Origin of the sequence: Hamadaea sp. NPDC051192 (assembly GCF_040682475.1) — a bacterium.
GTDB classification, from domain to species: Bacteria; Actinomycetota; Actinomycetes; order Mycobacteriales; family Micromonosporaceae; genus Hamadaea; species Hamadaea flava.
The window spans coordinates 15,707-37,014 of the sequence record NZ_JBFBAZ010000057.1; the positions used below are offsets into that span (position 1 = coordinate 15,707).

Annotated in this window: 21 protein-coding genes; 20 read left to right on the forward strand and 1 reads right to left on the reverse strand. The window is 69.4% G+C overall.

Annotated elements, in window-relative coordinates:
- Window positions 1-12: 12 nt before the first annotated feature.
- The 20 genes from AB0M47_RS23425 (at window position 13) to AB0M47_RS23520 (ending at window position 20,030) form a co-directional block, all read left to right on the forward strand.
- Complete coding sequence (locus tag AB0M47_RS23425) at window positions 13-1,182, forward strand: biotin/lipoyl-binding protein (RefSeq protein ID WP_363417429.1); 1,170 nt, start codon at window positions 13-15, stop codon at window positions 1,180-1,182.
- Window positions 1,179-1,946, forward strand: coding sequence for an ABC transporter ATP-binding protein (locus tag AB0M47_RS23430; protein WP_363417432.1), 768 nt, complete (start codon window positions 1,179-1,181; stop codon window positions 1,944-1,946). Before AB0M47_RS23425 ends, AB0M47_RS23430 begins: the two co-directional genes overlap by 4 nt.
- Complete coding sequence (locus AB0M47_RS23435; protein ID WP_363417435.1) at window positions 1,937-3,136, forward strand: ABC transporter permease; 1,200 nt, start codon at window positions 1,937-1,939, stop codon at window positions 3,134-3,136. The genes AB0M47_RS23430 and AB0M47_RS23435 overlap by 10 nt, the downstream gene beginning before the upstream one ends.
- Before the next feature lie 30 nt (window positions 3,137-3,166).
- Window positions 3,167-3,715 carry a hypothetical protein gene (locus AB0M47_RS23440; RefSeq protein ID WP_253758936.1) on the forward strand — a complete coding sequence of 183 codons (549 nt, stop codon included), beginning with the start codon at window positions 3,167-3,169 and terminating at the stop codon, window positions 3,713-3,715.
- Window positions 3,716-3,916: 201 nt separating this feature from the next.
- Window positions 3,917-4,429: a flavin reductase family protein gene (locus AB0M47_RS23445; protein WP_363417438.1), complete on the forward strand. Its 513-nt coding sequence runs from the start codon at window positions 3,917-3,919 to the stop codon at window positions 4,427-4,429.
- 137 nt (window positions 4,430-4,566) lie between these two features.
- Window positions 4,567-4,914 (forward strand): DUF485 domain-containing protein, encoded by a 348-nt coding sequence (locus AB0M47_RS23450; protein WP_363417441.1) that lies wholly within the window; start codon window positions 4,567-4,569, stop codon window positions 4,912-4,914.
- On the forward strand, window positions 4,911-6,557 hold the full coding sequence (locus AB0M47_RS23455; protein ID WP_363417444.1) for a cation acetate symporter: 1,647 nt from the start codon (window positions 4,911-4,913) through the stop codon (window positions 6,555-6,557). Before AB0M47_RS23450 ends, AB0M47_RS23455 begins: the two co-directional genes overlap by 4 nt.
- Before the next feature lie 203 nt (window positions 6,558-6,760).
- Window positions 6,761-8,029, forward strand: a complete 1,269-nt coding sequence (locus AB0M47_RS23460) for an LCP family protein (RefSeq protein WP_363417447.1) — start codon at window positions 6,761-6,763, stop codon at window positions 8,027-8,029.
- 178 nt (window positions 8,030-8,207) lie between these two features.
- A complete protein-coding gene (locus AB0M47_RS23465) occupies window positions 8,208-9,461 on the forward strand; it encodes an LCP family protein (RefSeq protein WP_363417449.1) in 1,254 nt (417 codons plus the stop codon).
- A gap of 239 nt (window positions 9,462-9,700) precedes the next feature.
- Window positions 9,701-10,639, forward strand: coding sequence for an LCP family protein (locus AB0M47_RS23470; RefSeq protein ID WP_363417519.1), 939 nt, complete (start codon window positions 9,701-9,703; stop codon window positions 10,637-10,639).
- A 17-nt stretch (window positions 10,640-10,656) separates the two neighbouring features.
- On the forward strand, window positions 10,657-10,983 hold the full coding sequence (locus AB0M47_RS23475; RefSeq protein WP_363417452.1) for a rhodanese-like domain-containing protein: 327 nt from the start codon (window positions 10,657-10,659) through the stop codon (window positions 10,981-10,983).
- Entirely contained in the window at window positions 10,983-11,723 is a 741-nt protein-coding gene (locus tag AB0M47_RS23480) for a glycerophosphodiester phosphodiesterase family protein (RefSeq protein ID WP_363417455.1), read from the forward strand. Before AB0M47_RS23475 ends, AB0M47_RS23480 begins: the two co-directional genes overlap by 1 nt.
- 75 nt (window positions 11,724-11,798) lie before the next feature.
- Complete coding sequence (locus tag AB0M47_RS23485; protein WP_363417522.1) at window positions 11,799-12,974, forward strand: HAMP domain-containing sensor histidine kinase; 1,176 nt, start codon at window positions 11,799-11,801, stop codon at window positions 12,972-12,974.
- A gap of 14 nt (window positions 12,975-12,988) precedes the next feature.
- Window positions 12,989-13,408, forward strand: coding sequence for an ATP-binding protein (locus AB0M47_RS23490; RefSeq protein WP_253758920.1), 420 nt, complete (start codon window positions 12,989-12,991; stop codon window positions 13,406-13,408).
- Between the two features lie 41 nt (window positions 13,409-13,449).
- Window positions 13,450-14,880 (forward strand): adenylosuccinate lyase, encoded by a 1,431-nt coding sequence (gene purB / locus AB0M47_RS23495; protein WP_363417458.1) that lies wholly within the window; start codon window positions 13,450-13,452, stop codon window positions 14,878-14,880.
- A 10-nt stretch (window positions 14,881-14,890) separates the two neighbouring features.
- The gene (locus AB0M47_RS23500; protein ID WP_363417461.1) at window positions 14,891-15,493 is read left to right on the forward strand and encodes a TMEM165/GDT1 family protein; all 603 of its coding nucleotides are present in this window, start codon (window positions 14,891-14,893) and stop codon (window positions 15,491-15,493) included.
- Between the two features lie 140 nt (window positions 15,494-15,633).
- Complete coding sequence (gene purS, locus AB0M47_RS23505) at window positions 15,634-15,870, forward strand: phosphoribosylformylglycinamidine synthase subunit PurS (RefSeq protein WP_253758909.1); 237 nt, start codon at window positions 15,634-15,636, stop codon at window positions 15,868-15,870.
- On the forward strand, window positions 15,867-16,616 hold the full coding sequence (gene purQ, locus AB0M47_RS23510; RefSeq protein WP_363417464.1) for a phosphoribosylformylglycinamidine synthase subunit PurQ: 750 nt from the start codon (window positions 15,867-15,869) through the stop codon (window positions 16,614-16,616). Before purS ends, purQ begins: the two co-directional genes overlap by 4 nt.
- Window positions 16,613-18,946, forward strand: a complete 2,334-nt coding sequence (purL, locus tag AB0M47_RS23515; protein ID WP_363417466.1) for a phosphoribosylformylglycinamidine synthase subunit PurL — start codon at window positions 16,613-16,615, stop codon at window positions 18,944-18,946. The genes purQ and purL overlap by 4 nt, the downstream gene beginning before the upstream one ends.
- Before the next feature lie 115 nt (window positions 18,947-19,061).
- The gene (locus AB0M47_RS23520) at window positions 19,062-20,030 is read left to right on the forward strand and encodes a hypothetical protein (protein ID WP_363417469.1); all 969 of its coding nucleotides are present in this window, start codon (window positions 19,062-19,064) and stop codon (window positions 20,028-20,030) included.
- Here the strand turns inward: AB0M47_RS23520 and AB0M47_RS23525 are convergent, their stop codons facing one another.
- Window positions 20,031-21,152 carry a PLP-dependent cysteine synthase family protein gene (locus AB0M47_RS23525; RefSeq protein ID WP_363417472.1) on the reverse strand — a complete coding sequence of 374 codons (1,122 nt, stop codon included), beginning with the start codon at window positions 21,150-21,152 and terminating at the stop codon, window positions 20,031-20,033.
- Between the last annotated feature and the right edge of the window lie 156 nt (window positions 21,153-21,308).

Genomic DNA, 21,308 nt, shown 5'->3' on the forward strand with positions numbered 1-21,308 from the left:
GAGCATGCCGCCATGCGATTCTGGCGACGGCGTACTTTCCTGGTCAACAGCGTGCTCAGCGCGTTGCTGGTCGGTGGTGGCGCGTGGGCGTACACGCTGCTCAACGGGGACGGTGGAGGCTCGACAGGCACGTCGACCGCGCGTACCGGCACCGTCGCGCAGGGCACGGTCACGGCGTCCGTCACGGCTAGCGGCACGGTGGCCAGCGCGACCACCATGAACCACAACTTCGTGACCTCCGGGACGGTCACCTCGATCAAGGTCGCCGTCGGCGACAAGGTGACCAAGGGCCAGGTGCTCGCGACGGTCGACAGCACCGAGACGGCGGCGAGCCTCGCCACGGCCAAGGCGAACCTCACCGACGCCAAGTCGGCGCTGGCGGACGCGAAAGACGAGTTCGACGACGACTCGGATCAGGTCGAGCAGGCGCAGCGGTCGGTGACCAGCGCGCAGAACGCGTACGACAGCGCCAAGCGGGCCCAGGACGGCACCACCTTGAAGGCGGGCATGGCCGGCACGGTCACGGCGATGAACGGCACCGTGGGCGGCTCCTCCGCCGGCTCGTCGAGCAGCTCGGGCGGCAGCGGCGGCAACTCGACCTCGTCGAGCAGCGGCTCCAGCGCCTTCATCGTGCTCTCCGACATGGACAAGCTGCAGGTCTCGGCCAGCGTGCCGGAGTCCGACGCGACTCGGCTCAAGCTGAAGCAGAGCGCGCAGGTCACCTGGAACGCGCTGGCCAACACGACGGCCGAGGGCCTGGTCACCACGATCTCGCCGACCTCCACGACGAGCGGCGGCGTCACCTCCTACCCGATCGTGATCAGCCTGAACACGGTGCCGACCGGAGCCAAGCTCGGTCAGTCGGTGTCGATCAGCGTCGTCGTGAGCAAGGTCGAGAACGTGCTCTACGTGCCCGCCGCGGCGGTCAAGTCGGCCGGCAACCTCAAGACGGTGACCGTGGTGAAGGACAACGGCGCCCAGGAGACCCGGACGGTCACCGTCGGCGTCGAGGGCGACTCCTACACCGAGATCAAGTCGGGCCTGACGGCGGGCGAGAAGGTCGTCATCGCGACCGTCACCACGAACTCCACCACCAACAACCAGATGCCCGGCGGCGGCCAGTTCGGCGGCGGCGGCCAGATCCCCGGCGGCGCGGCCGGCGGCGGCGGTGGCTTCCGATGAGCGACGCCGACCAGACCCAGGTACTCGACGCGCTGCGGAATGTGCCGCTCGGCAAGCCCGTCATCGAGGTACGCGACCTGATCAAGACGTACGGCGAAGGCGAGGCGACGGTGCACGCGCTGGCCGGAGTATCCCTGACCATCGAGCGCGGCGACTACGTGGCCATCATGGGGTCGTCCGGTTCCGGCAAGTCGACCCTGATGCACATCCTCGGCTGCCTGGACATCCCGACGTCGGGGACCTATCACCTCGACGGCGTGGACGTCAGCCGGCTCAACGATCAGCAGCTCGCCCTCGTCCGCAACCGGCGGATCGGCTTCGTGTTCCAGGCGTTCAACCTCATCCCCCGGACGAGCGCCTTGGCCAATGTGGAACTGCCGCTCGCGTACGCCGGGGTCAAGCCGGCCCAACGGCGTACCCGTGCGTTGGCGGCGCTGGAGATGGTCGGACTGGGCAATCGCGCGGATCATGACCCGAACCAGTTGTCGGGTGGTCAGCAGCAGCGCGTGGCCGTGGCCCGCGCGCTGGTGAGCCAGCCCGCGTTGCTGCTGGCCGACGAGCCGACGGGCAACCTGGACAGCAAGTCGACGACGGACGTCCTGGGCGTCCTGGACGAGATCAACCGCGAGGGCCGCACGATCGTGCTGATCACGCACGAGGACGAGGTCGCGCACCACGCCCGCCGGGTGATCCGGTTGAAGGACGGCGAGATCATCAGCGACGTGCGGCAACGCGCGGTGCAGGAGGCAGCCCCATGGGCCTGATGGAGATCTTCAAATTCGCCCTGCGCGGCATCGGGGCGAACAAGCTGCGCTCCGGCCTGACGATGCTGGGCATCCTGATCGGTGTCGGCGCGGTGATCCTGCTGGTCGCGGTCGGCAACGGCTCGAAGGTCGCGGTCGAGGAGAGCCTGCAGAGCCTCGGCACCAACACGCTGACGGTCAGCAGCGGGCGAGCGGTACGCAGCTCCACCTACAGCACCGATCTGACGATGTCGATCGTGGAGGCGTTGCAGGACAAGAACGCCGCGCCCGACATCAAGAGCGTGTCCCCGGTGGTGAGCACGTCGCAGACGCTGACCTTCGGCGACACCGACCACAGCACCAGCGTGGTCGGCACCAGCCGCGACTACCTGGAGGCGAACAACTCCAAAGTCGACAAGGGCGAGTGGTTCACCGAGGACGACATGACCGACGCGAACCGCGTACTGGTCATCGGGTCGACGACCGCCGAGGAGCTGTTCGGCACGGAGGATCCGCTCGGCAAGCAGGTCAGCGTCGGCGGCCAGATCTTCACCGTGATCGGCGTACTGGAGGAGAAGGGGTCGAGCGGGTTCAACGACCCGGACGACACCGCGATCGCCCCGATCAACTCCGTCCGCAAGGCGCTCACCGGCTACGGCGCGATCAACTCGATCCTCATCGAGGCGGCCGACGCCGACGCGGTGAGCGCGGCCCAGGCCGAGGCGACCGCCATCCTCAACACGAAGATGCACGTCACGAGCACGTCCAACACGCCCTACCAGATCCGGTCGGCCTCGCAGCTGCTGGAGACGCGTACGGCGACGGCGGAGACCTTCACGACCCTGCTCGGCGCGGTCGCCGGGATCTCGCTGCTGGTCGGCGGCATCGGCATCACCAACATCATGATGGTCACGGTCACCGAGCGGACCCGGGAGATCGGCATCCGCAAGGCGCTCGGCGCGCCGCGGCGGGTCATCCTCACCCAGTTCCTCCTGGAGGCCACGATGCTCTCCCTGGTCGGCGGCCTGCTCGGCGTCGCGGGCGCGTACATCGGGGCGAACTTCCAGATCACCGGCATCACCCCGGTGATCGTGCCCAGCTCGGTCTTCCTGGCCCTGGGCGTGTCCGTCGCGATCGGACTGTTCTTCGGCAGCTACCCCGCCAGCCGGGCGGCCGGTCTGCGACCCATCGACGCGCTGCGGTACGAGTAAGCGCCGCGGGATCAATAGGAGAAAGCGCTAATGAGCAAGCACAGCGACCAGGCGACCGGGATCGACGACCCCAGCGCGCCGATCGACGACCTCGCCGTCGGCCTGGCCAAGGCCGAGCGCAAGCCCTGGCTCACCCGCAGCACCCTCATCCTTGGGGGAGCGGTCCTGGTCGTCGCCGGATTCATCGGCGGCCTTCAGGTCGGCGGCGGCACCGAGGCGACCGCGAACACGCCGGGCGGCGGAAACAACCGGGGCGCGTACGGGTTCCCCGGCGGCGGCTACGGCTTCCCGGGTGGCGGCAACTTCGGCCAGCAGGGCGCCGGCACCGGTCAGCAGGGCACGGGCAACTCCACCCGCAACGCCACCACCGGCAAGATCAAGCTGATCGACGGCAACACGGTCTACGTCGAGCTGACCGACGGCACGGTGGTCACCGTCAAGGTCAGCGACAGCACCAAGGTGCAGTCGTCCTCGACGATCACGGTCAAGGACCTCAAGGCCGGCGCCTCGGTCACGGTCCAGGGTCAGACCGGGTCGGACGGCACCATCACCGCGGGCACCATCACCGCCACGAAATAGCACTTGTACGCCCAACGCCGTGGCCGAGTCCGCCGCGTTGATCATGGAGTTTCCGGTGCCGACACGCCGTCGAGACCGCAGTTAACTCCATGATCAACGCGGCGGGAGGGTGGGGTGCGGGGCGGCGGGAGGCGGGGAGCGGAGCGAGCGACGCGGTGAGGTGCGGCACGGCGGGAGGGTGCGGCGCGGGAAGATGGGCGGGTGACCATCCACTCGGAGGACCCGTTCGCCACCCCCGACGCGCTGCGCTCCCCGGTACGCCGACTGCGCGGCCGGATGGCGTCGACGGTGACCCTGTGGACGGCCGGCGAGGGCCGGGGCCGGGCGGGGCTCACCGTGTCGTCGGCTGTCGTCGCGGACGGCGATCCCGGCCACGTACTGGGGCTGGTCGACGACGAGTCGGAGTTCTGGTCGGCGGCCGAGGACACCGGCCGGTTCGTGCTGACCCTGCTCGGGCCGGGTGACCGTCAGCTCGCCGACCGGTTCGCCGGGCTGATGCCCGCGCCGGGCGGGTTGTTCCGGGACGACTGGTGGGTGCAGAGCGAGCACGGCCCGGTGCCGGGTGCGGATCGGACCAGCGCCGGGTGCTCCGTCGGCGAGGCGCGGCCGTTCGGCTGGGGGTTGCTCGTCGCGGCGACCATCGACGAGGTTCGGTTGGGCACCGCCGCCGACCCGCTGCTTCATCATCGAGGGCGGTACCGCGAGCTGCGGTGAACGGTGTGGTGCAGGTCACTCGGCGCAGCCGGGCGACCGCTCGGCGCAACCGCCGGTCGATGCCAGATTCGTCGTTCCGTCGTGGGGAAGGGCCGCCCTAAGGTCCGCCAAACACACTCCCCCAGGCGGTGATCGCAATGACCACGGCTCCACCTCATCTCGATGAGAGTCCCTACGAGCGCGCCCAGCAGACGCCCGAGTTCAGCGGGCTGCGGCGTACGCTGCGCCGGTTCATCTTCCCGATGACGGCGGCCTTCTTCCTCTGGTACGCGCTGTACGTGCTGCTCTCGGCGTACGCGCGTGACTTCATGGGCACGGTGTTGTTCGGCAACATCAACGTCGCGCTCGTCTTCGGTCTGCTGCAGTTCCTCTCCACCTTCGTGATCGCCTGGCTGTACGCGCGCTTCGCCGACCGCAAGCTGGACGGCACCGCCGAGGCCATCAAGACCCAGGTCGAGGCCGAGATCCAGGGGGAGACGAAGTGACGAACGCGCGTACCCTCACGATCGTCCTGTTCGTAGTCCTGGTCGCGGTGACCCTCGCGATCACGATCTGGGCGAGCCGGCAGAACCGCACCGCCACCGACTTCTACGCGGGCGGCCGGTCGTTCTCGGCGTTCCAGAACGGCATGGCGATCGGCGGCGACTACATGTCCGCCGCCTCCTTCCTCGGCATCGCCGGCATCATCGCCCTCAGCGGCTACGACGGATTCCTCTATTCCATCGGCTTCCTCGTCGCCTGGTTGGTGGCGTTGCTGCTGGTCGCGGAGTTCTTGCGGAACGCGGGCCGGTACACGATGGCGGACGTGCTCGCCTTCCGGATGCGCCAGCGTCCGGTGCGGTCGGCGGCGGCCGTCTCGACCGTGACCGTCTCCGTCTTCTACCTGATCGCCCAGATGGTCGGCGCGGGTTCGCTCGTCGCGCTGCTGCTGGGCATCAAGTCCGGGCAGACCTTCCTCGGCATGTCGGCGGAGACCGCCAAGGTCGCGACCATCCTCCTCGTCGGCGCGCTCATGATCGTCTACGTGGTGGTCGGCGGCATGAAGGGCACGACCTACGTGCAGATCGTCAAGGCGTTCCTGCTCATGGGCGGCGCCATCCTCATGACGATCCTCGTGCTCGCGGCGTACAAGTTCAATCTCTCGGACCTGCTGGGCGCGGCGGCCGAGAAGTCCGGCAAGGGCGCGGCGTTCCTGGAGCCGGGTCTGAAGTACGGCAAGGAGGTCGCGGGTGATCCGACACAGACCTTCTACAACAAGATGGATCTGTTGTCGCTCGGACTCGCGCTGGTGCTGGGCACCGCGGGTCTACCGCACATCCTGATCCGCTTCTACACCGTGCCCACCGCGAAGGCGGCGCGCCGGAGCGTTCTCTGGGCGATCGGCATCATCGGCTCGTTCTACCTGCTCACCCTGGCTCTCGGCTTCGGCGCCGCGGCGCTCGTGGGCAGCAAGGACATCGTCGCGCAGGACCCGGGCGGCAACACGGCCGCGCCTCAGCTCGCGCAAGCCCTGGGCAAGCGGTTCCTGGGTGGGGACGTCGGCGGGGCCTCGTTGCTCGCGATCATCGCGGCGGTGGCGTTCGCGACCATCCTCGCGGTGGTGGCGGGCCTGACGCTGGCCTCCTCCTCGTCGGTGGCCCACGACTTCTACGCCAACGTCCTCCGCAAGGGGGAGGCGTCCGAGCGGCAGGAGATCAACGTCGCCCGGGGGTCGGCGTTCGTGATCGGGGCGATCTCGATCGTCCTGGCGATCTTCGCGCAGAAGCTCAACGTGGCGTTCCTCGTCGCGCTGGCCTTCGCGGTGGCGGCGTCGGGCAACCTGCCGGCGATCCTCTACAGCCTGTTCTGGAAGAGGTTCAACACCGTCGGGGCGACCGCCGCGATCTACGGCGGCCTGGGGTCGGCGGTACTGCTCGTCGTCTTCTCCCCGGTCGTCTCCAGCCTGCCGACGTCCTGGTTCCCGGACGCCGACTTCGCCTGGTTCCCGTTGCAGAACCCCGGCATCATCTCGATCCCCCTCGGGTTCTTCTTCGGCTGGCTCGCGACGATGCTGTCCAGTGAGAAGGCCGACGACGCCCGGTACGCCGAGCTGGAGGTCCGGTCGCTGACCGGCGCGGGCGCGCACTGAGAGCCGGCAGTTCGTCCGTCGGCGCCCTTCCGGAGTGTTCGTAGCCGGAGCCGCCGCAGGCTGGGCACCGTCGGATAGCTGTCAAGCCGGGTGGTGGAGATCCTCTCCGCCGCCCGGCTTTTCGCTGGTCGGCGAGGTGAGAAGGTGTGCCGAGGTCGCGTCGCTACCGGCCTGGGTGTCGCACGCGTACGTACCCTGGGGGCATGGCGAACTCTTCCGGCGGTGTCTACGGCCGCCCTCGCAAGCCGAACGGCGACGACGGTGACGGGGCCACCCCGCCCGAGCGTTCCCGCGACGGTGGCCGCACGAGCGGCCGGGCGAGCGTGTCCGGAGGCCGGCCGGGCTCCTCGCGCGGCTCCTACCGGTCCGGATCGAGCCGGCCGGGCGAGGGCCGCGGCAGCGGCGCCGGCGGGTCCGCCCGTCCCCCGGCCGGTGGCGGCGGCGGGACCTACGGCCAGCCGAAGCGCAAGGTCCAGCCGCGCTGGGGCCGGATCGCCCTGGTCCTGGGCGGTCTCGGGCTCGTCCTCGCCCTGCTGATCGGCGGCGGCGTGTGGCTCTACGGGGTCAACCTCAACAGCAAGCTGCAGAAGACCGACCCGTTCTCCTCGATCGTCGGCGACCGTCCGCTGAAGACGGTCGACGGCGCGATGAACATCCTGCTCGTGGGCAGCGACTCCCGGGACCCGGACACCGACATGTCGCAGGCCAGTTCCTGGCGGGCCGACACGATCGTGATCGTCCACGTCTCGGCCGACCACCAGCACGCGTACCTCGTGTCCATCCCGCGTGACCTCTACGTCTACATCCCGAAGACGCCCGGCGCGCAATACGGCGACACGTACGCGAAGATCAACGCCTCGTTCGCCTGGGGTGGACTGCCGATGGCCGTTCAGACGGTGGAGAACTACTCCGGAGTGCGCATCGACCACGTGGTCTCGATCGACTTCGGCGGCCTCAAGGAGGTCGTGGACGCGCTCGGCGGCGTCGACATGAAGGTCGACCGGACGATCAAGTCGATCCACAAGCCGTTCCGGACGTTCGAGAAAGGCGACCGGCACTTCAACGGAGCCGAGGCGCTGGACTACGTGCGGCAGCGCAAGCAGTTCCCGGACGGCGACTTCGCCCGCATGCGCCACCAGCAGGCGCTGCTGAAGGCGATGCTGGACAAGGCGACCAGCGCCGGCGTGATGGCCAACCCCGGGAAGCTGAACGCCTTCCTCCAGACGCTGACCAAGGCCGTGACGGTGGACAAGGACTTCGCGTTGACCGACATGGTGCTGCAGTTCCGCAGCATGAGCAGCGACAAGCTGACCTTCCTCACCAGCCCGAACCTGGGCAGCGCGATGCGTGACGGCGAGAGCGTCGTGGTCTCCGACAAGGCGAAGGCGCTCGCCCTCTACGACGCGATGGCCAAGGACAAGCTCGACGCGTACGTGAAGGCGAATGCGACGAGTTCCCCGTCGGCTTCCTGAAAGTGTTCAGCGGGCATCAAGGCGGACTCGGCCGAACGGCGCGACTTTTTGGGCAACTGCCGTAAGCCTCCCCATATCGATCCTCATGGGGTGGCGAACCGTAATACAGCTTGTCTATGGTGATCGGCCAGTGGCCTCGGGGCCCGGCCACGAGAACAACCGAAGCTAGGGGAGTCGCATGCCGTCGAAGACCAGCAGCCGGCGCTCGTCGGCGGGGAGTGGTTATCCCGACGACGACCCCTATGGCTACGGCTCCCCCGACCAAGACTCGCGCGGCGAGCGGTCCGGCCGGTCCGGCGGTCACAACCTGAAGCCGAAGAAGAAGAAAAAGGTCCACAGCCCGCTCTGGACCAAGCTGGTCCTGGTGCTGGGCGCGGTCGTCACCCTGGTCGGCTTCGGCGGCGTCGCCGTGGCGAAGTCCCTGATGGGTGACCTGACCAGCTCGATCGAGACCGGCACGGTGTCCGAGGACGGGGCGAAGGTCGAGAAGCAGGACGCGCGGACGGCGCTGAAGGGCCCGATCGACATCCTGATGCTCGGTCTCGACACCCGCGACGGCTGGGCCGCGAACACCTCTCGCGCCGACACGATCATCATCCTGCACATCCCCGCGACGCACGATCAGGCGTACCTGATCTCGATCCCGCGTGACGCCGAGGTGGCCATTCCGAGCTGGAAGAAGGCCAACTACAACGGCACCGCACACGACAAGATCAACGCCGCGTACTACTTCGGCTCGCAGCACGGCCAGGGCTGGCAGGGCGGCGCCGGTCTGATGAAGAAGACCGTCGAGCAGCTCACCGGCCTGAAGTTCGACGGCGTCGTGGTGATCGACTTCAACGGCTTCAAGAACGTCATCCAGGCGATGGGCGGCGTCTACATGTGCGTGGAGAGGGACACCTGGTCCAGCCACTACATCAAGAACAAGAAGGGCGAGCCGCAGTACTACAGCTACAACGGCGACCACAAGCTCTCGAACAGCTGGATCCACAAGGCGGGGTGCCGCAACATGGCCGCCTGGGAGGCGCTGGACTTCTCCCGGCAGCGCTACGGCCTGGCGAACAGCGACTACGACCGCCAGAAGCACCAGCAGCAGCTGCTGAAGTCGATGGCGAAGAAGGCCACCAGCGCCGGTGTCATCACCAACCCGCTCAAGCTGAGTGAGCTGATCAAGGCGGCGGGCGCCTCGCTGAAGATGGACACCAACGGCGTACCGCTCGACGACTTCATCTTCACCCTCAAGTCGCTCGCCGGGTCCGACCTCATCGCGCTCAAGACGAACGCCGGCACCTACGCCAAGTCCGACTTCGGCAGCGGCGAGGGCATCACCCAGGGCACGAAGGACATGTTCAAGGCGGCGTCGGACGACCGGCTCGGGGACTTCATCACCGACAACCCCGAATACCTCATCCCCGATAAAACCGGGCAATAACGGCATCTAGCCGGAAAAGTTACGCAATTCGCCGGCTGGGTGGCGGGCTCTCGCCTTAATCTGACTGCGAGAGCCCAGGTCGGAGGCGGGGAGCACCCGCGGTCTGGGCCCAGATTGGACGTCCGACCGTGCCATCGCACCGCTCCGATCGTCTGCTGCGCCGATGGCCGATCATCATCGCCGCCGCTGCCGTCCTGACGTTCCTGCTCGGTGTCGGCGGGGCCGCCGCGGTGCGGCTCATGATCCATCGCTACGACTCCAGCGTCACCCGAGGCGACCTGCTGTCGAGCGCGTCGCGGCCGGACGAGACGGGAGCCGACCCCCGGGTGCGGTTCCGGCAGGCGCCGCTGCACGGGCCGCTCACCTTCCTGCTCATCGGGTCGGACAAGCGATCCTGGTCACCGGATGCCGGTCAGCGCTCCGACACGATCATCATCGCCCAGGTGAACGCGGACCTGACGAAGGTCAGTCTCCTCTCGATCCCGCGCGATCTGCAGGTCGAGATCCCGGCCGACCGGAAGGCGGGGTTCGAGGGCGGCAGCGACAAGATCAATGCGGCCTTCTCCTACGGCGGCGGCGGCAACGGCGGCGTCCAGCTGCTCTCGGCGACGCTGACCAAGCTGACCGGCGTGAAGTTCGACGGCGCCGCGATCATCGAGTTCTCCGGCTTCCAGCGGGTGATCGACCTGCTCGGCGGGGTGGAGCTCTGCGTCGACCACCAGGTCCAGTCGATCCACACCGGCAAGGTGTTCAAGGTCGGGTGCGTACGCATGAACGGCGCGGACGCCCTCGACTACTCCCGGCAGCGGTACGGGCTGCCCGACGGCGACTACGACCGCCAGCGCCACCAGCAGCAGCTGCTCAAGGCGATCTTCCAGCGGGCCGGCGACAGCGGGCTGGCGTACAACCCGCTGAAGCTCGACCAGCTCCTCCGGGCGGTGGGCAGCACGCTGACCGTCGACACCGGCGGCCGGTCGCTGACCGACCTGCTGTTCGGCCTGCACCGGCTCGGCCCCGCCGACCTGACCGGGATAAAGGTGCCGAGCTATCCCGACATGGTCGGCGACGTGTCCTACGTCTTCCTCAGCGGCGAGGCGCCGAGCCTGTTCGTCGCGCTGCGGGCCGCCGACCTGCAGACCTGGGCGGCCGCCCATCCGAAGTGGGTCAACCCGCTCTAGGCGGCTAGCCTGGGACCGTGCGGATTCCAGTGATCGACGCCGGCCAGCTGCCGGCCGGTGCGTACCTGCTCGACGTCCGGGAGCCTGACGAGTGGTCGGCCGGGCATGCCCCGGACGCCGTGCACCTGCCGATGATGGAGGTCCCGGTCCGGCTGGAGGAGATCCCTCGCGACGGCGACGTCGTGGTGGTCTGCCGCTCCGGCGGCCGGTCCGGCCAGGTCGTGGCGTACCTCCAGCAGCAGGGCTACGACAACGTCGTCAACCTCGACGGCGGGATGCTCGACTGGGCCGCCGGCGGCCGCCCGATGGTCAGCGAAGACGGTCAGCCGGCCCGGGTCCTCTAGTGCGACAGATCCCCTTGGTCATCGCACATCGTGGGGCTTCGGCCGCGTACCCGGAACACAGCCGGTCGGCGTACGAGAAGGCCTTGACGGACGGGGCCGACGGACTGGAGTGCGACGTGCGGCTCAGCCGCGACGGGCATCTGGTCCTGATCCACGACCGGACGCTGGACCGCACGAGCGACCAGCGCGGTCCGGTGTCACAGCGGTCGCTCGCGCAGTTGCGCGACGTCGACTTCGGCGGCGAGCCGATCCTCACCCTCGACGACCTGATCGAGCTGGCGCGGGGCGCGGACCGCCCGGTCCGGCTCCTGGTCGAGACCAAACACCCCAACCGCTACGGCAAGGCCGTCGAACTGCGCCTGCTCGCGCTGCTGCGCAAGCACGGCCTCGACCGCCCCCGGGAGGACGCGCCGGTGCAGGTCACCGTGATGTCCTTCTCGCCCCTGGCGGTACGCCGAGTGCGCGCCCTCGCTCCCGCGCTCCCGCGCGTGCAGTTGATGGACCTGATCCCGCCGGGCCTGAAGCCGAGCCGGCTGCCGTTCGGGGCGCGGATCGCCGGGCCGGGGCTGGAACTGGTCCGCCGCCGCCCCGACCTGGTACGCCGCCTGAAGGCGCAGGGCAACGACATCTACGTCTGGACGGTGAACGAGCTGCGGGACGTGGATCTCGTGGTGAGCCTCGGCGTCGACGCCATCATCACCGACCGGCCGGGTGAGGTGCGCTCCTATCTAGGGGTATAGCGCTCCCAGGGCCTGAGCGGCAGGATCTACGAAGTGGACTCCCGCTCCCGTACGCTGATCGCCGGCCTGACCGCGATGCTGGAGAAGGTCAACTCCGGTGCTCCAGGGCTGCCCGCGATCGGCGAGCTGATCACGGCGGTGCAGGCGGGACTGGGTGCGCAGGGTCTGGCGGCGGCGGAGTACACCGTCGCGGACGGCCGGGTCATCGCGGCCCAGGGGCTGCTCGCGCCGTTCGTCGGGATCCGCTTCGACGGCATGACCGATCACGCCAAGGCGGTCCGCTCCGGTCCGGGCGTGCATGAGTACGACGTGGACGACATCCAGGCGCTCGCCCGCCAGCACCTGGCCGGGTTCGGCGTCCGGCGGCTGCTGGTCGCCTCGGCCGAGGCCGACGGCCGGGTGGTCGGCAACCTGGTGGCGGTCTTCGGCGCGGGCCAGCCGTATCTCGATCCCGAGGACGAGGCGCTGATCATGCGGCTCGCCGGCTCCGTCGCCGCGCACCTCTATACCGACCGTGTCGGCCTGCCGGTTCTCGGCGACGGCGAGGTGGCCGCGGCTCCGGGTGGGCGCGAGGTCTCCGAGCGCGGCCTGTTCGTCGCGATGGCGAGCCACGAGCTGCGGACGCCGGTCACGGTCATCAAGGGATACGCCGACACGCTGACCGATCACTGGGACGCCCTCGACACCCGGTCGCGGATGGAGGCGATCCGGGTCATCGGGCAGCGCTCGGGCGAGCTGGCCCGGTTGATCGACCGCCTCCTGACGAGCAGCGTGGGCGGCGTCTTCGAGGTGCATCCGGCGGCGTTCGACCTCACCGAGGCGCTGCGCGGGGCCGCTGCCGACCTGCCGGCTCACCTGCGTCGGCGGCTCTCGGTCGCGTTGCCGCCGACGTTGTCCGCCGCGCTGGGCAACCGGTCGGACATCGTCACGGTGCTGACGGAACTGGTGACGAACGCCGACAAGTACTCCGGTTCGGCTGAGCCGATCACGCTGACCGCCGGTCAAGACGGCCGGACCGTCTACTTCCGGGTCTCCGATCGGGGCATCGGCGTTCGCCCGGAGGAGGTCGAAATGGCCTTCGAGCGCTACTGGCAGGGTGGAGATCATGGCTCCGCGCGCCGCCCGGGTGTCGGGTTGGGTCTCTACCTCGTCCGAAAGACTATTGAACGACAAAACGGTTGGGTGTCCTTACGTCCACGGGACGGGGGAGGTACGGTCGCAGAGGTACGACTGCCGCGAGGGGACCGGTGAGGGTCCAGGGAGGCATGAGCGTGACGATGGCCGTCGCTGAACGGGCTTGGTGCGTGGTGGTGCCGCATCACGCGCAGGGTGCTCAGCAGGCACGTCATCGGCTCGCTGCCGAGCTGGCGGGCGTACTTCCCCCAGCACTGCTCTCCGACGTCGTGGCCGTCGTCGCCGAGCTGGTCGGCAATGCCGTCCGGCACGCCGGACCGCTGCCCGGCGGGGTCGTCCGGGTCGCCTGGCGCGTCCGCGAGTTCGGCGGGGGCAATGCCGTCGAGGTGCGGGTCACCGACGGCGGGTCGACCATCGCGCTCCCCGCTCCCCGGATCGCCGGTCCAGAGGAGGTCGACGGGCGCGGGCTGACCATCGTCGAGGCGCTGTCCGATCGATGGGGAGTCGAGAAGGACGGACTCGGTCAGAGCGTCTGGGCGGAACTCAGCTGATCGCCGGTCGGGGCGAGATCCCGGGTTCGTAGGATGGTCGCGTGAGCGCTCCGAAGATTCCCAACGTGCTGGCCTCCCGGTACGCCTCCGCCGAGATGACGGCGATCTGGGCGGCCGAGGAGAAGATCCGGGCGGAACGCCGCCTCTGGCTGGCCGTCCTGCGCGCCCAACGGGATCTCGGCATCCCGGTGCCGGACGGCGTCGTCGAGGCGTACGAGGGGGTCCTCGACCAGGTGGACCTGGCCTCGATCGCCGAGCGGGAGCGGGTGACCCGGCACGACGTGAAGGCCCGCATCGAGGAGTTCAGCGCGCTCGCCGGGTATGAGCACATTCACAAGGGCATGACCTCGCGCGACCTGACCGAGAACGTGGAGCAGCTGCAGATCCGGGACTCCCTGCGGCTGATCCGGGATCGGATGGTGGCCGCGCTGGCCCGGCTCGGCGCGCTCGCGGTCCGCTACGACGAGCTGGTCATGACCGGCCGGTCGCACAACGTCGCCGCGCAGGCCACGACGCTGGGCAAGCGCTTCGCCAGCGCGGCCCAGGAACTGCTCATCGCGTTCGACCGGGTCGAGGATCTGCTGCGCCGCTACCCGTTGCGCGGCATCAAGGGCCCGGTCGGCACCGCCGCCGACCAGCTGGATCTGCTGGACGGCGATGCCATCCAGCTGGCCGAGCTGGAGCAGGCCGTCGCCCGGCACCTCGGCTTCGAACGGGTGCTGACCAGCGTCGGCCAGGTCTACCCGCGCTCGCTCGACTTCGACGTGCTGTCGGCGCTGGCCCAGGCGGCGGCCGGACCGTCCAGCCTGGCCACCACGATCCGGCTCATGGTCGGGCAGGAGCTGGCGACCGAGGGCTTCAAGCCCGGCCAGGTCGGCTCGTCGGCGATGCCGCACAAGATGAACACCCGGTCCAGCGAGCGGATCAACGGGCTCGCCGTGATCGTCCGGGGCTACCTGTCCATGGTCGGTGAGCTGGCCGGGGACCAGTGGAACGAGGGCGACGTCTCCTGCTCGGTCGTCCGCCGGGTGGCGCTGCCGGATGCGTACTTCGCGCTGGACGGGCTGTTCGAGACCTTCCTGACCGTGCTCGACGAGTTCGGGGCGTATCCGGCCGTCATCGATCGCGAGCTGGAGCGCTTCCTGCCGTTCCTCGCCACCACCAAGATCCTCGTCGCGGCGGTACGCAAGGGCGTCGGCCGCGAAGTGGCCCACGAAGCGATCAAGGAGCACGCCGTCGGGGTCGCCCTGGCGATGCGGGAGCGGGGTCAGGCGGTGAACGACCTGTTCGATCGGCTGGCGGCCGATCCGCGGCTGGGCCTGACCCGGGCGGAGATCGACGACCTCGTCAAGGACCGGGCCGCCTTCGTCGGGGCGGCGAGCGCCCAGGTGGCGGAGATCGCCGGCCAGGTGGAGGAGATCACTCGGCGCTACCCGCGGGCGGCGGCGTACGCCCCCGGCGCGATCCTCTGAGCGGCCCGCTGTGGAGTGGATCACCGCCTTCCTGACCGCGTTCATCCTGATCGTCCCGGTCGAGCTGCCGGACAAGACGTTCGTCGCGACCCTCGTCCTCAGTACGCGCTATCGCCCGCTCCCGGTCTGGCTCGGTGTGAGCGCCGCCTTCGCGGTGCAGTGCGCCGTCGCGGCCGGGGCCGGAGCACTGCTGGCGAGGTTGCCGAAGACGCCGGTGACGCTGTTCGCGGCGCTGATGTTCGCGATCGGAGCGGTGATCCTGTTCCGGGGCGCGCGGAAGGCCGACTCGGAGGAAGCCGAGGCCGAGGCGGAGTACTCGGAGAAGATCACCTCGCCCCGGACGGGCTGGCGGGCGGCGCTCGCCAGCTTCACCGTGCTGTTCGCCGCCGAGTGGGGTGACCTGTCGCAGCTGGCCACGGCCGCGCTGGTGGCCCGCGGCGGGCACGCCGTCGCCGTCGGGCTCGGCGCGTTCGTCGCCCTCGCGACGGTCGCCGGAGCCGCCGTCCTGCTCGGCCGCTGGCTCCTCAAGCGCGTACGCCTGAGTGTCATCCGTTACGTCGGCGCGAGCATCTGTGCGATCTTGGCCACACTCACGGTCGTCTCTCTCGTCTGAGTCCTTGGAAAGCACACCCGCCGAGGTGGGAGCGGGGTCGAACCCCGTCGTTAACGAACGGGTCGCCGTCAAGTCGCGGCATCCGGGCAGGTAGGCTGGGCTCCAGCCCGCACGAGACTGGCAACGTCAAGGAGAACCCCGTGGCTCGCGTCGTGGTAGACGTCATGCTCAAGCCCGAAATTCTGGACCCGCAGGGGCAGGCGGTCGCCAACGCGCTGCCCCGCCTAGGCGTCAGCGACGTCGCCTCGGTACGCATCGGCCGGCGCGTGGAGATCGACTTCTCCGGTGAGGCCGACCTCGACCGGGCCAAGGAGATCGCCGACAAGCTGCTGGCCAACCCGGTGATCGAGGACTACACGGTCCGGGTCGAGCAGTGAAGATCGGTGTCGTGACCTTCCCCGGGTCACTCGATGACGGGGACGCGGCGCGCGCCGCGCGATTCGGCGGCGCCGAAGCCGTCCGCCTCTGGCACGCCGACCCGGATCTGCACGGCGTCGACGCCGTGGTGCTCCCGGGCGGCTTCTCTTACGGCGACTACCTGCGCTGCGGCGCGATCGCCCGGTTCGCCCCGGTGATGGAGGCCATCACGAAGGCGGCCGGTGACGGTCTGCCCGTGCTCGGCATCTGCAACGGCTTCCAGATCCTGTGCGAGGCGCACCTGCTGCCCGGCGCGCTGACCCGCAATCAGCACCTGCACTTCCGCAACCGCGACCAGCGGCTCAAGATCGAGAACACGCAGACCGCCTGGACCCGGGACTTCGCCGAGAGCCAGGAGATCGTCATCCCGGTCAAGAACGGCGAGGGCTGCTACGTGGGCTCCCCGGAGCTGCTGGACTCGCTGGAGGCCAACGGCCAGATCGTCGCCCGCTACGTCGGCGAGAACCCGAACGGGTCGATGCGCGACATCGCCGCCGTCCGCAACGAGGCGGGCAACGTCGTCGGCATCATGCCGCACCCTGAGCACGCGATCGACCTGCTGACCGGTCCCTCCACCGACGGACTCGGCTTCTTCACCTCGGTGCTCAAGGCGTACGCGGCCGCGACCGTGCCCGCGGCGTACGCCCCGGCCGCCGTTCCCGGCGTGGACCACGCGCCGGAGACCGATGAGGAGGTGGAGGCGTGACCTCCGTCGAGTTGGACTTCGACACCGTCGGCCACGCCGTCCAGACCCCGGACGAGGAGCAGCCGTACGCCGAGCTGGGCCTCCAGCAGGACGAGTACCAGCGGATCCGGCAGATCCTCGGGCGGCGCCCGACGCAGTCGGAGCTGGCGATGTACTCGATCATGTGGAGTGAGCACTGCTCCTACAAGTCGAGCAAGATCCACCTGAAGCAGTTCGTCGAGAAGAAGCCGGCCAGCGATCGGATGCTGGCGGGCATCGGGGAGAACGCGGGCGTCATCGCGATCACCGACAAGCTCGCCGTCACCTTCAAGGTCGAGTCGCACAACCACCCGTCCTACGTGGAGCCCTACCAGGGCGCGGCGACCGGTGTCGGCGGCATCGTCCGGGACATCCTCGCGATGGGCGCCCGGCCGCTCGCGGTCATGGACCCGCTGCGGTTCGGCGCGGCCGACCACCCCGACACCGCCCGGGTGCTGCCCGGCGTCGTCGCGGGCGTCGGTGGCTACGGCAACTGCCTGGGCCTGCCGAACATCGGCGGCGAGGTCGTGTTCGACCCGTCCTACCAGGGCAACCCGCTGGTCAACGCGCTCTGCGTGGGCGTGCTGCCGGCCGACCGGCTCCAGCGCAAGGAGGCCGACGGCCCCGGCAACATCGTCGTCCTGATGGGCGCGAAGACCGGCCGCGACGGCATCGGCGGCGTCTCCGTGCTGGCGAGCGCCACCTTCGACGAGGGCTCCGAGCAGCGTCGGCCGTCCGTCCAGGTGGGCGACCCGTTCACGGAGAAGCTGCTCATCGAGAGCTGCCTGGAGCTGTACAACTCCGACCTCATCGTCGGCGTGCAGGACCTCGGCGGTGCCGGCCTCACCTGCGCCCTCACCGAGACCAGCGCCTCGGCCGGCACCGGCATGGACATCCAGCTGGAGACCGTGCCGCTGCGGGAGCCGTCGATGACCCCGCACGAGATCCTCGCCAGCGAGTCGCAGGAGCGCATGCTGCTGGTCGTCGAGCCGGCCAAGCTCAACGCGGTCCTCGGCATCGCCCAGCTGTGGGGCGTCCTGGCCACCCCGATCGGCGTCGTCACCGCGCCGGAGCCGGGTGAGGCCGCCGGTCGGCTGCGCATCACCTGGCGCGGCGAGACCGTCGTGGACGTCCCGCCGGGCAGCCTCGTGGACGACGGACCGGTGTACGCCCGGCCGCTGAAGGAGCCGAACGACCTGCCGTTGCTGCAGGCCGACCGGGCCGAGACGCTGCCGAAGCCGGCCACCGGCGACGACCTGCGCGCCACCGTGCTGCGGATGGTCGCGTCGCCGAACCTCTGCGATAAGAGCTGGGTGACCGAGCAGTACGACCGCTACGTGCTCGGCAACACCGTGCTCGCCCAGCCGGAGGACGCCGGCCTGATCCGGCTCGACGAGAGCACCGGTCTCGGTGTGGCGATCTCGCTCGACGGCAACTCCCGTTACGCCCGGCTCGACCCGTACGCGGGCGCGCAGCTGGCGCTGGCGGAGGCGTACCGGAATGTGGCGGTCACCGGGGCCGACCCGGTCGCGGTGACGAACTGCCTGAACTTCGGCTCGCCCGAGGACCCGGCGGTCATGTGGCAGTTCGCCGAGGCGGTACGCGGCCTCGCCGATGGCTGCCTCGAACTCGGCATCCCGGTGACCGGCGGCAACGTCAGCTTCTACAACCAGACCGGGGCGGCCGCGATCCACCCGACGCCGATCGTGGGCGTACTCGGGGTGCATCAGGACGTCACGCAGCGGGTGCCGATGGGCTTCAGCCACGCCGGTGACGTGCTGTTCGTGCTGGGTGAGACGCGCAACGAGCTGTCCGGTTCCGAGTGGGCCTGGGTCGAGCACCAACACCTCGGCGGTACGCCGCCGCAGGTGGACCTGGCCGGTGAGCGCCGCCTGGGTGACGCGATCGGGCAGGCGGCCGAGAACGGGCTGATCCGCACCGCGCACGATCTCTCCGATGGCGGGCTCGCCCAGGCGCTGGCGGAGTCGTGCCTGCGCAAGGGCTTCGGTGCCACGGTCGAGCTGCCCGGCGAGTGGGCGACCGGCTCGCAGCCGTTCGTCTTCCTCTTCTCCGAGTCCACCGGCCGGGCGCTCGTCGCGGTGCCGCCGGGCCACGAGATGGCGTTCGTCGCGCTCTGCGAGGAGCGGCAGATCCCGATGACTCGGCTGGGCGCGGTGACCGGCGAGGGTGCGGCCCTGGAGGTGGCCGACCAGTTCACGCTGCCGCTCGACGAGCTGCGCGAGGCGTGGTCGGCGACGCTGCCGAAGCTGTTCGGCTCGACCATCGCCACGAACGTGGTCCAGGAGGACTGACCCGGATCGACGACGACAGCAGGGCGCCCGCCGGGTGTCCTGCTGTCGGCTTTTAGCGGGAACGCTGGCTGCTTGGCCGATTCGTCGGCGTCTTCGGTTTCCGTACCGTGACCGCGTGCGACTCCCATTCCCGATCCTGCGTACGTCCGCGCTCGCGGGCGCCCTTGTGGTGACGCTGGTCGCGACCGGTGTCGATCATTCGTCCGCCGAGTCCGTCTGGCTGAGCGGCGCGCAGACCGCCTCCGGCTACACCGCGGCGGCCGGTCAGGTCGGCGCGGGTCAAGGCCTCGCCGCCGCCGCGCCGGTGGGCACCGTCATCGAGGCGGCGGCCGGTGCCGGGCACGCCTTCGGCTGGCAGACCGCGGGGGGCAAAGGCTCGACGTCCCGGCTCTGGCGCAGCGCCGACGCCTCCTTCTCCTTCACTGGTACGCCGGAAGCACTGACCGTGTCCGCGGCCGATTCGACGTCCTCGGGGCAGGTCACGTTCACGGCGCCGTCCGGGCGGGTGCTGGAACCCGGCACGTTCGCCACCGGCGACGGGTCGGCGCTGGGCTGGTCCGGCAAGGGCACGTGTTCGTCCGAGACGCATACCTTCACGATCACGTCGCTGATCTGGGCCGCCGACGGCACGACGCTGACCGGCCTCGACGCGACGTTCGCCGGTTCCTGCGGCACGTCGGCCAAGGGCCGGGTCCTGATCAACGTGGCGAGCCCGCCGGCTCCGGCGACGGCCACCGTCACGGTCACCTCGGTCCGGTACCTGAAGCCGGGGCCGTCCCGGAAGGTCACGAAACTGATCGTCATGGGCCGGGTGGTATGCGGTGGCGCGTCTCGGGTCAGCCTGACCGGGCGCCTGCTCACCAGTACGCCGGTGGCGTTCACCGCGACCGTGGACTGCGCCCCCGGAAAGACCGTCTCCTGGTCGGTCGCCGCCTCGGGACCGGTGCCGCAGATCAAGTCCGGAACGACCGGCTACTGGGTCTCCGGCTCGGTCCTCGACAGCTACTACCAGTACGCCGTCGACGTGCTGACCAAGGACAAGAACGTCACCGTGCAGTCGGTGAGCAACCTGCCCCGAAAGTGATCAGGCTGTCGGCGGGTCAGCGGTTGCCGAGGCGCTGACCCACACCCCGGTACGCAGGAACTCCCGGATCGCCGCCTCATGAGGAGCCAGGTCGAGGCCGGCTTCGCGTACCCATGGGTCGGAGTAGTAGGTGTTGACGTAGCGTTCGCCGCCGTCGCAGAGCAACGTGACGACCGAGCCGCGTTCGCCGGCCGCCATCATGCCGGCGATCAGGCTGAACGCGCCCCACAGGTTGGTCCCGGTGGAACCGCCGACGCGACGGCCGAGCAGTTCGGCGCCGACGCGCATGGCCGCGAGCGACGCGGCGTCCGGCACGGCGATCATCCGGTCGACGACCGACGGCTGGAACGACGGCTCGACTCGGGGGCGGCCGATGCCTTCGATACGGGAGCCTCGCCCGGTCGTGGTCGTCCAGTCGGACTGTTTCCACGCGGGGTAGAAGGCCGAGTTCTCCGGATCGACGACGCAGACCTTGGTGCAGTGCTGCTGATAGCGGACGTACCGGCCGATCGTGGCAGAGGTGCCGCCCGTGCCGGCTCCGACGACGACCCAGGCCGGTACGGGATGGGCTTCTCGCTCCATCTGCTGGTAGATCGACTCGGCGATGTTGTTGTTGCCGCGCCAGTCGGTGGCGCGCTCGGCGTAGGTGAACTGGTCCATGTAGTGACCGTCGCGGGCCTCGGCCAGCCGGCGCGCTTCGGTCACCACCTGCGCCGGGTCGTCTACGAGGTGGCACTGCCCGCCCTGGAACTCGATCAGCGAGATCTTCTCCTTGCTGGTCGAGGAGGGCATCACCGCGACGAACGGCAGACCGAGCATCCGCGCGAAGTACGCCTCGCTCACCGCCGTCGAGCCGGAGGAGGCTTCGACGATGGTGGTGTCCGGGCGGATCCAGCCGTTGCAGAGGGCGTAGAGGAAAAGCGACCGAGCGAGCCGGTGTTTGAGCGACCCCGTCGGGTGCACCGATTCGTCTTTCAAGTAGAGGTCCACGCCCCATGTCGGCGGGAGCGGGAAGGGCAGCAGATGCGTGTCGGCGGACCTGTTCGCGTCGGCCGCGACCTTGCCGATCGCGTCTGTCACCCACGCGCGGTCGCTGTCACAACAACGGTCTAGCTGCTCCATCTCGCCACCCTATCCACCTTGTGACCATGGTGACGATTCCTGCGTAACTCCCACCGAACTAGCCTGGCATGCGGCAATATACGAATGAGGTTCGCAAATAGTACAAGACAATTGCGGCGAATCTGACGAATCCGCAGTTTCAGGGATAACTATCTC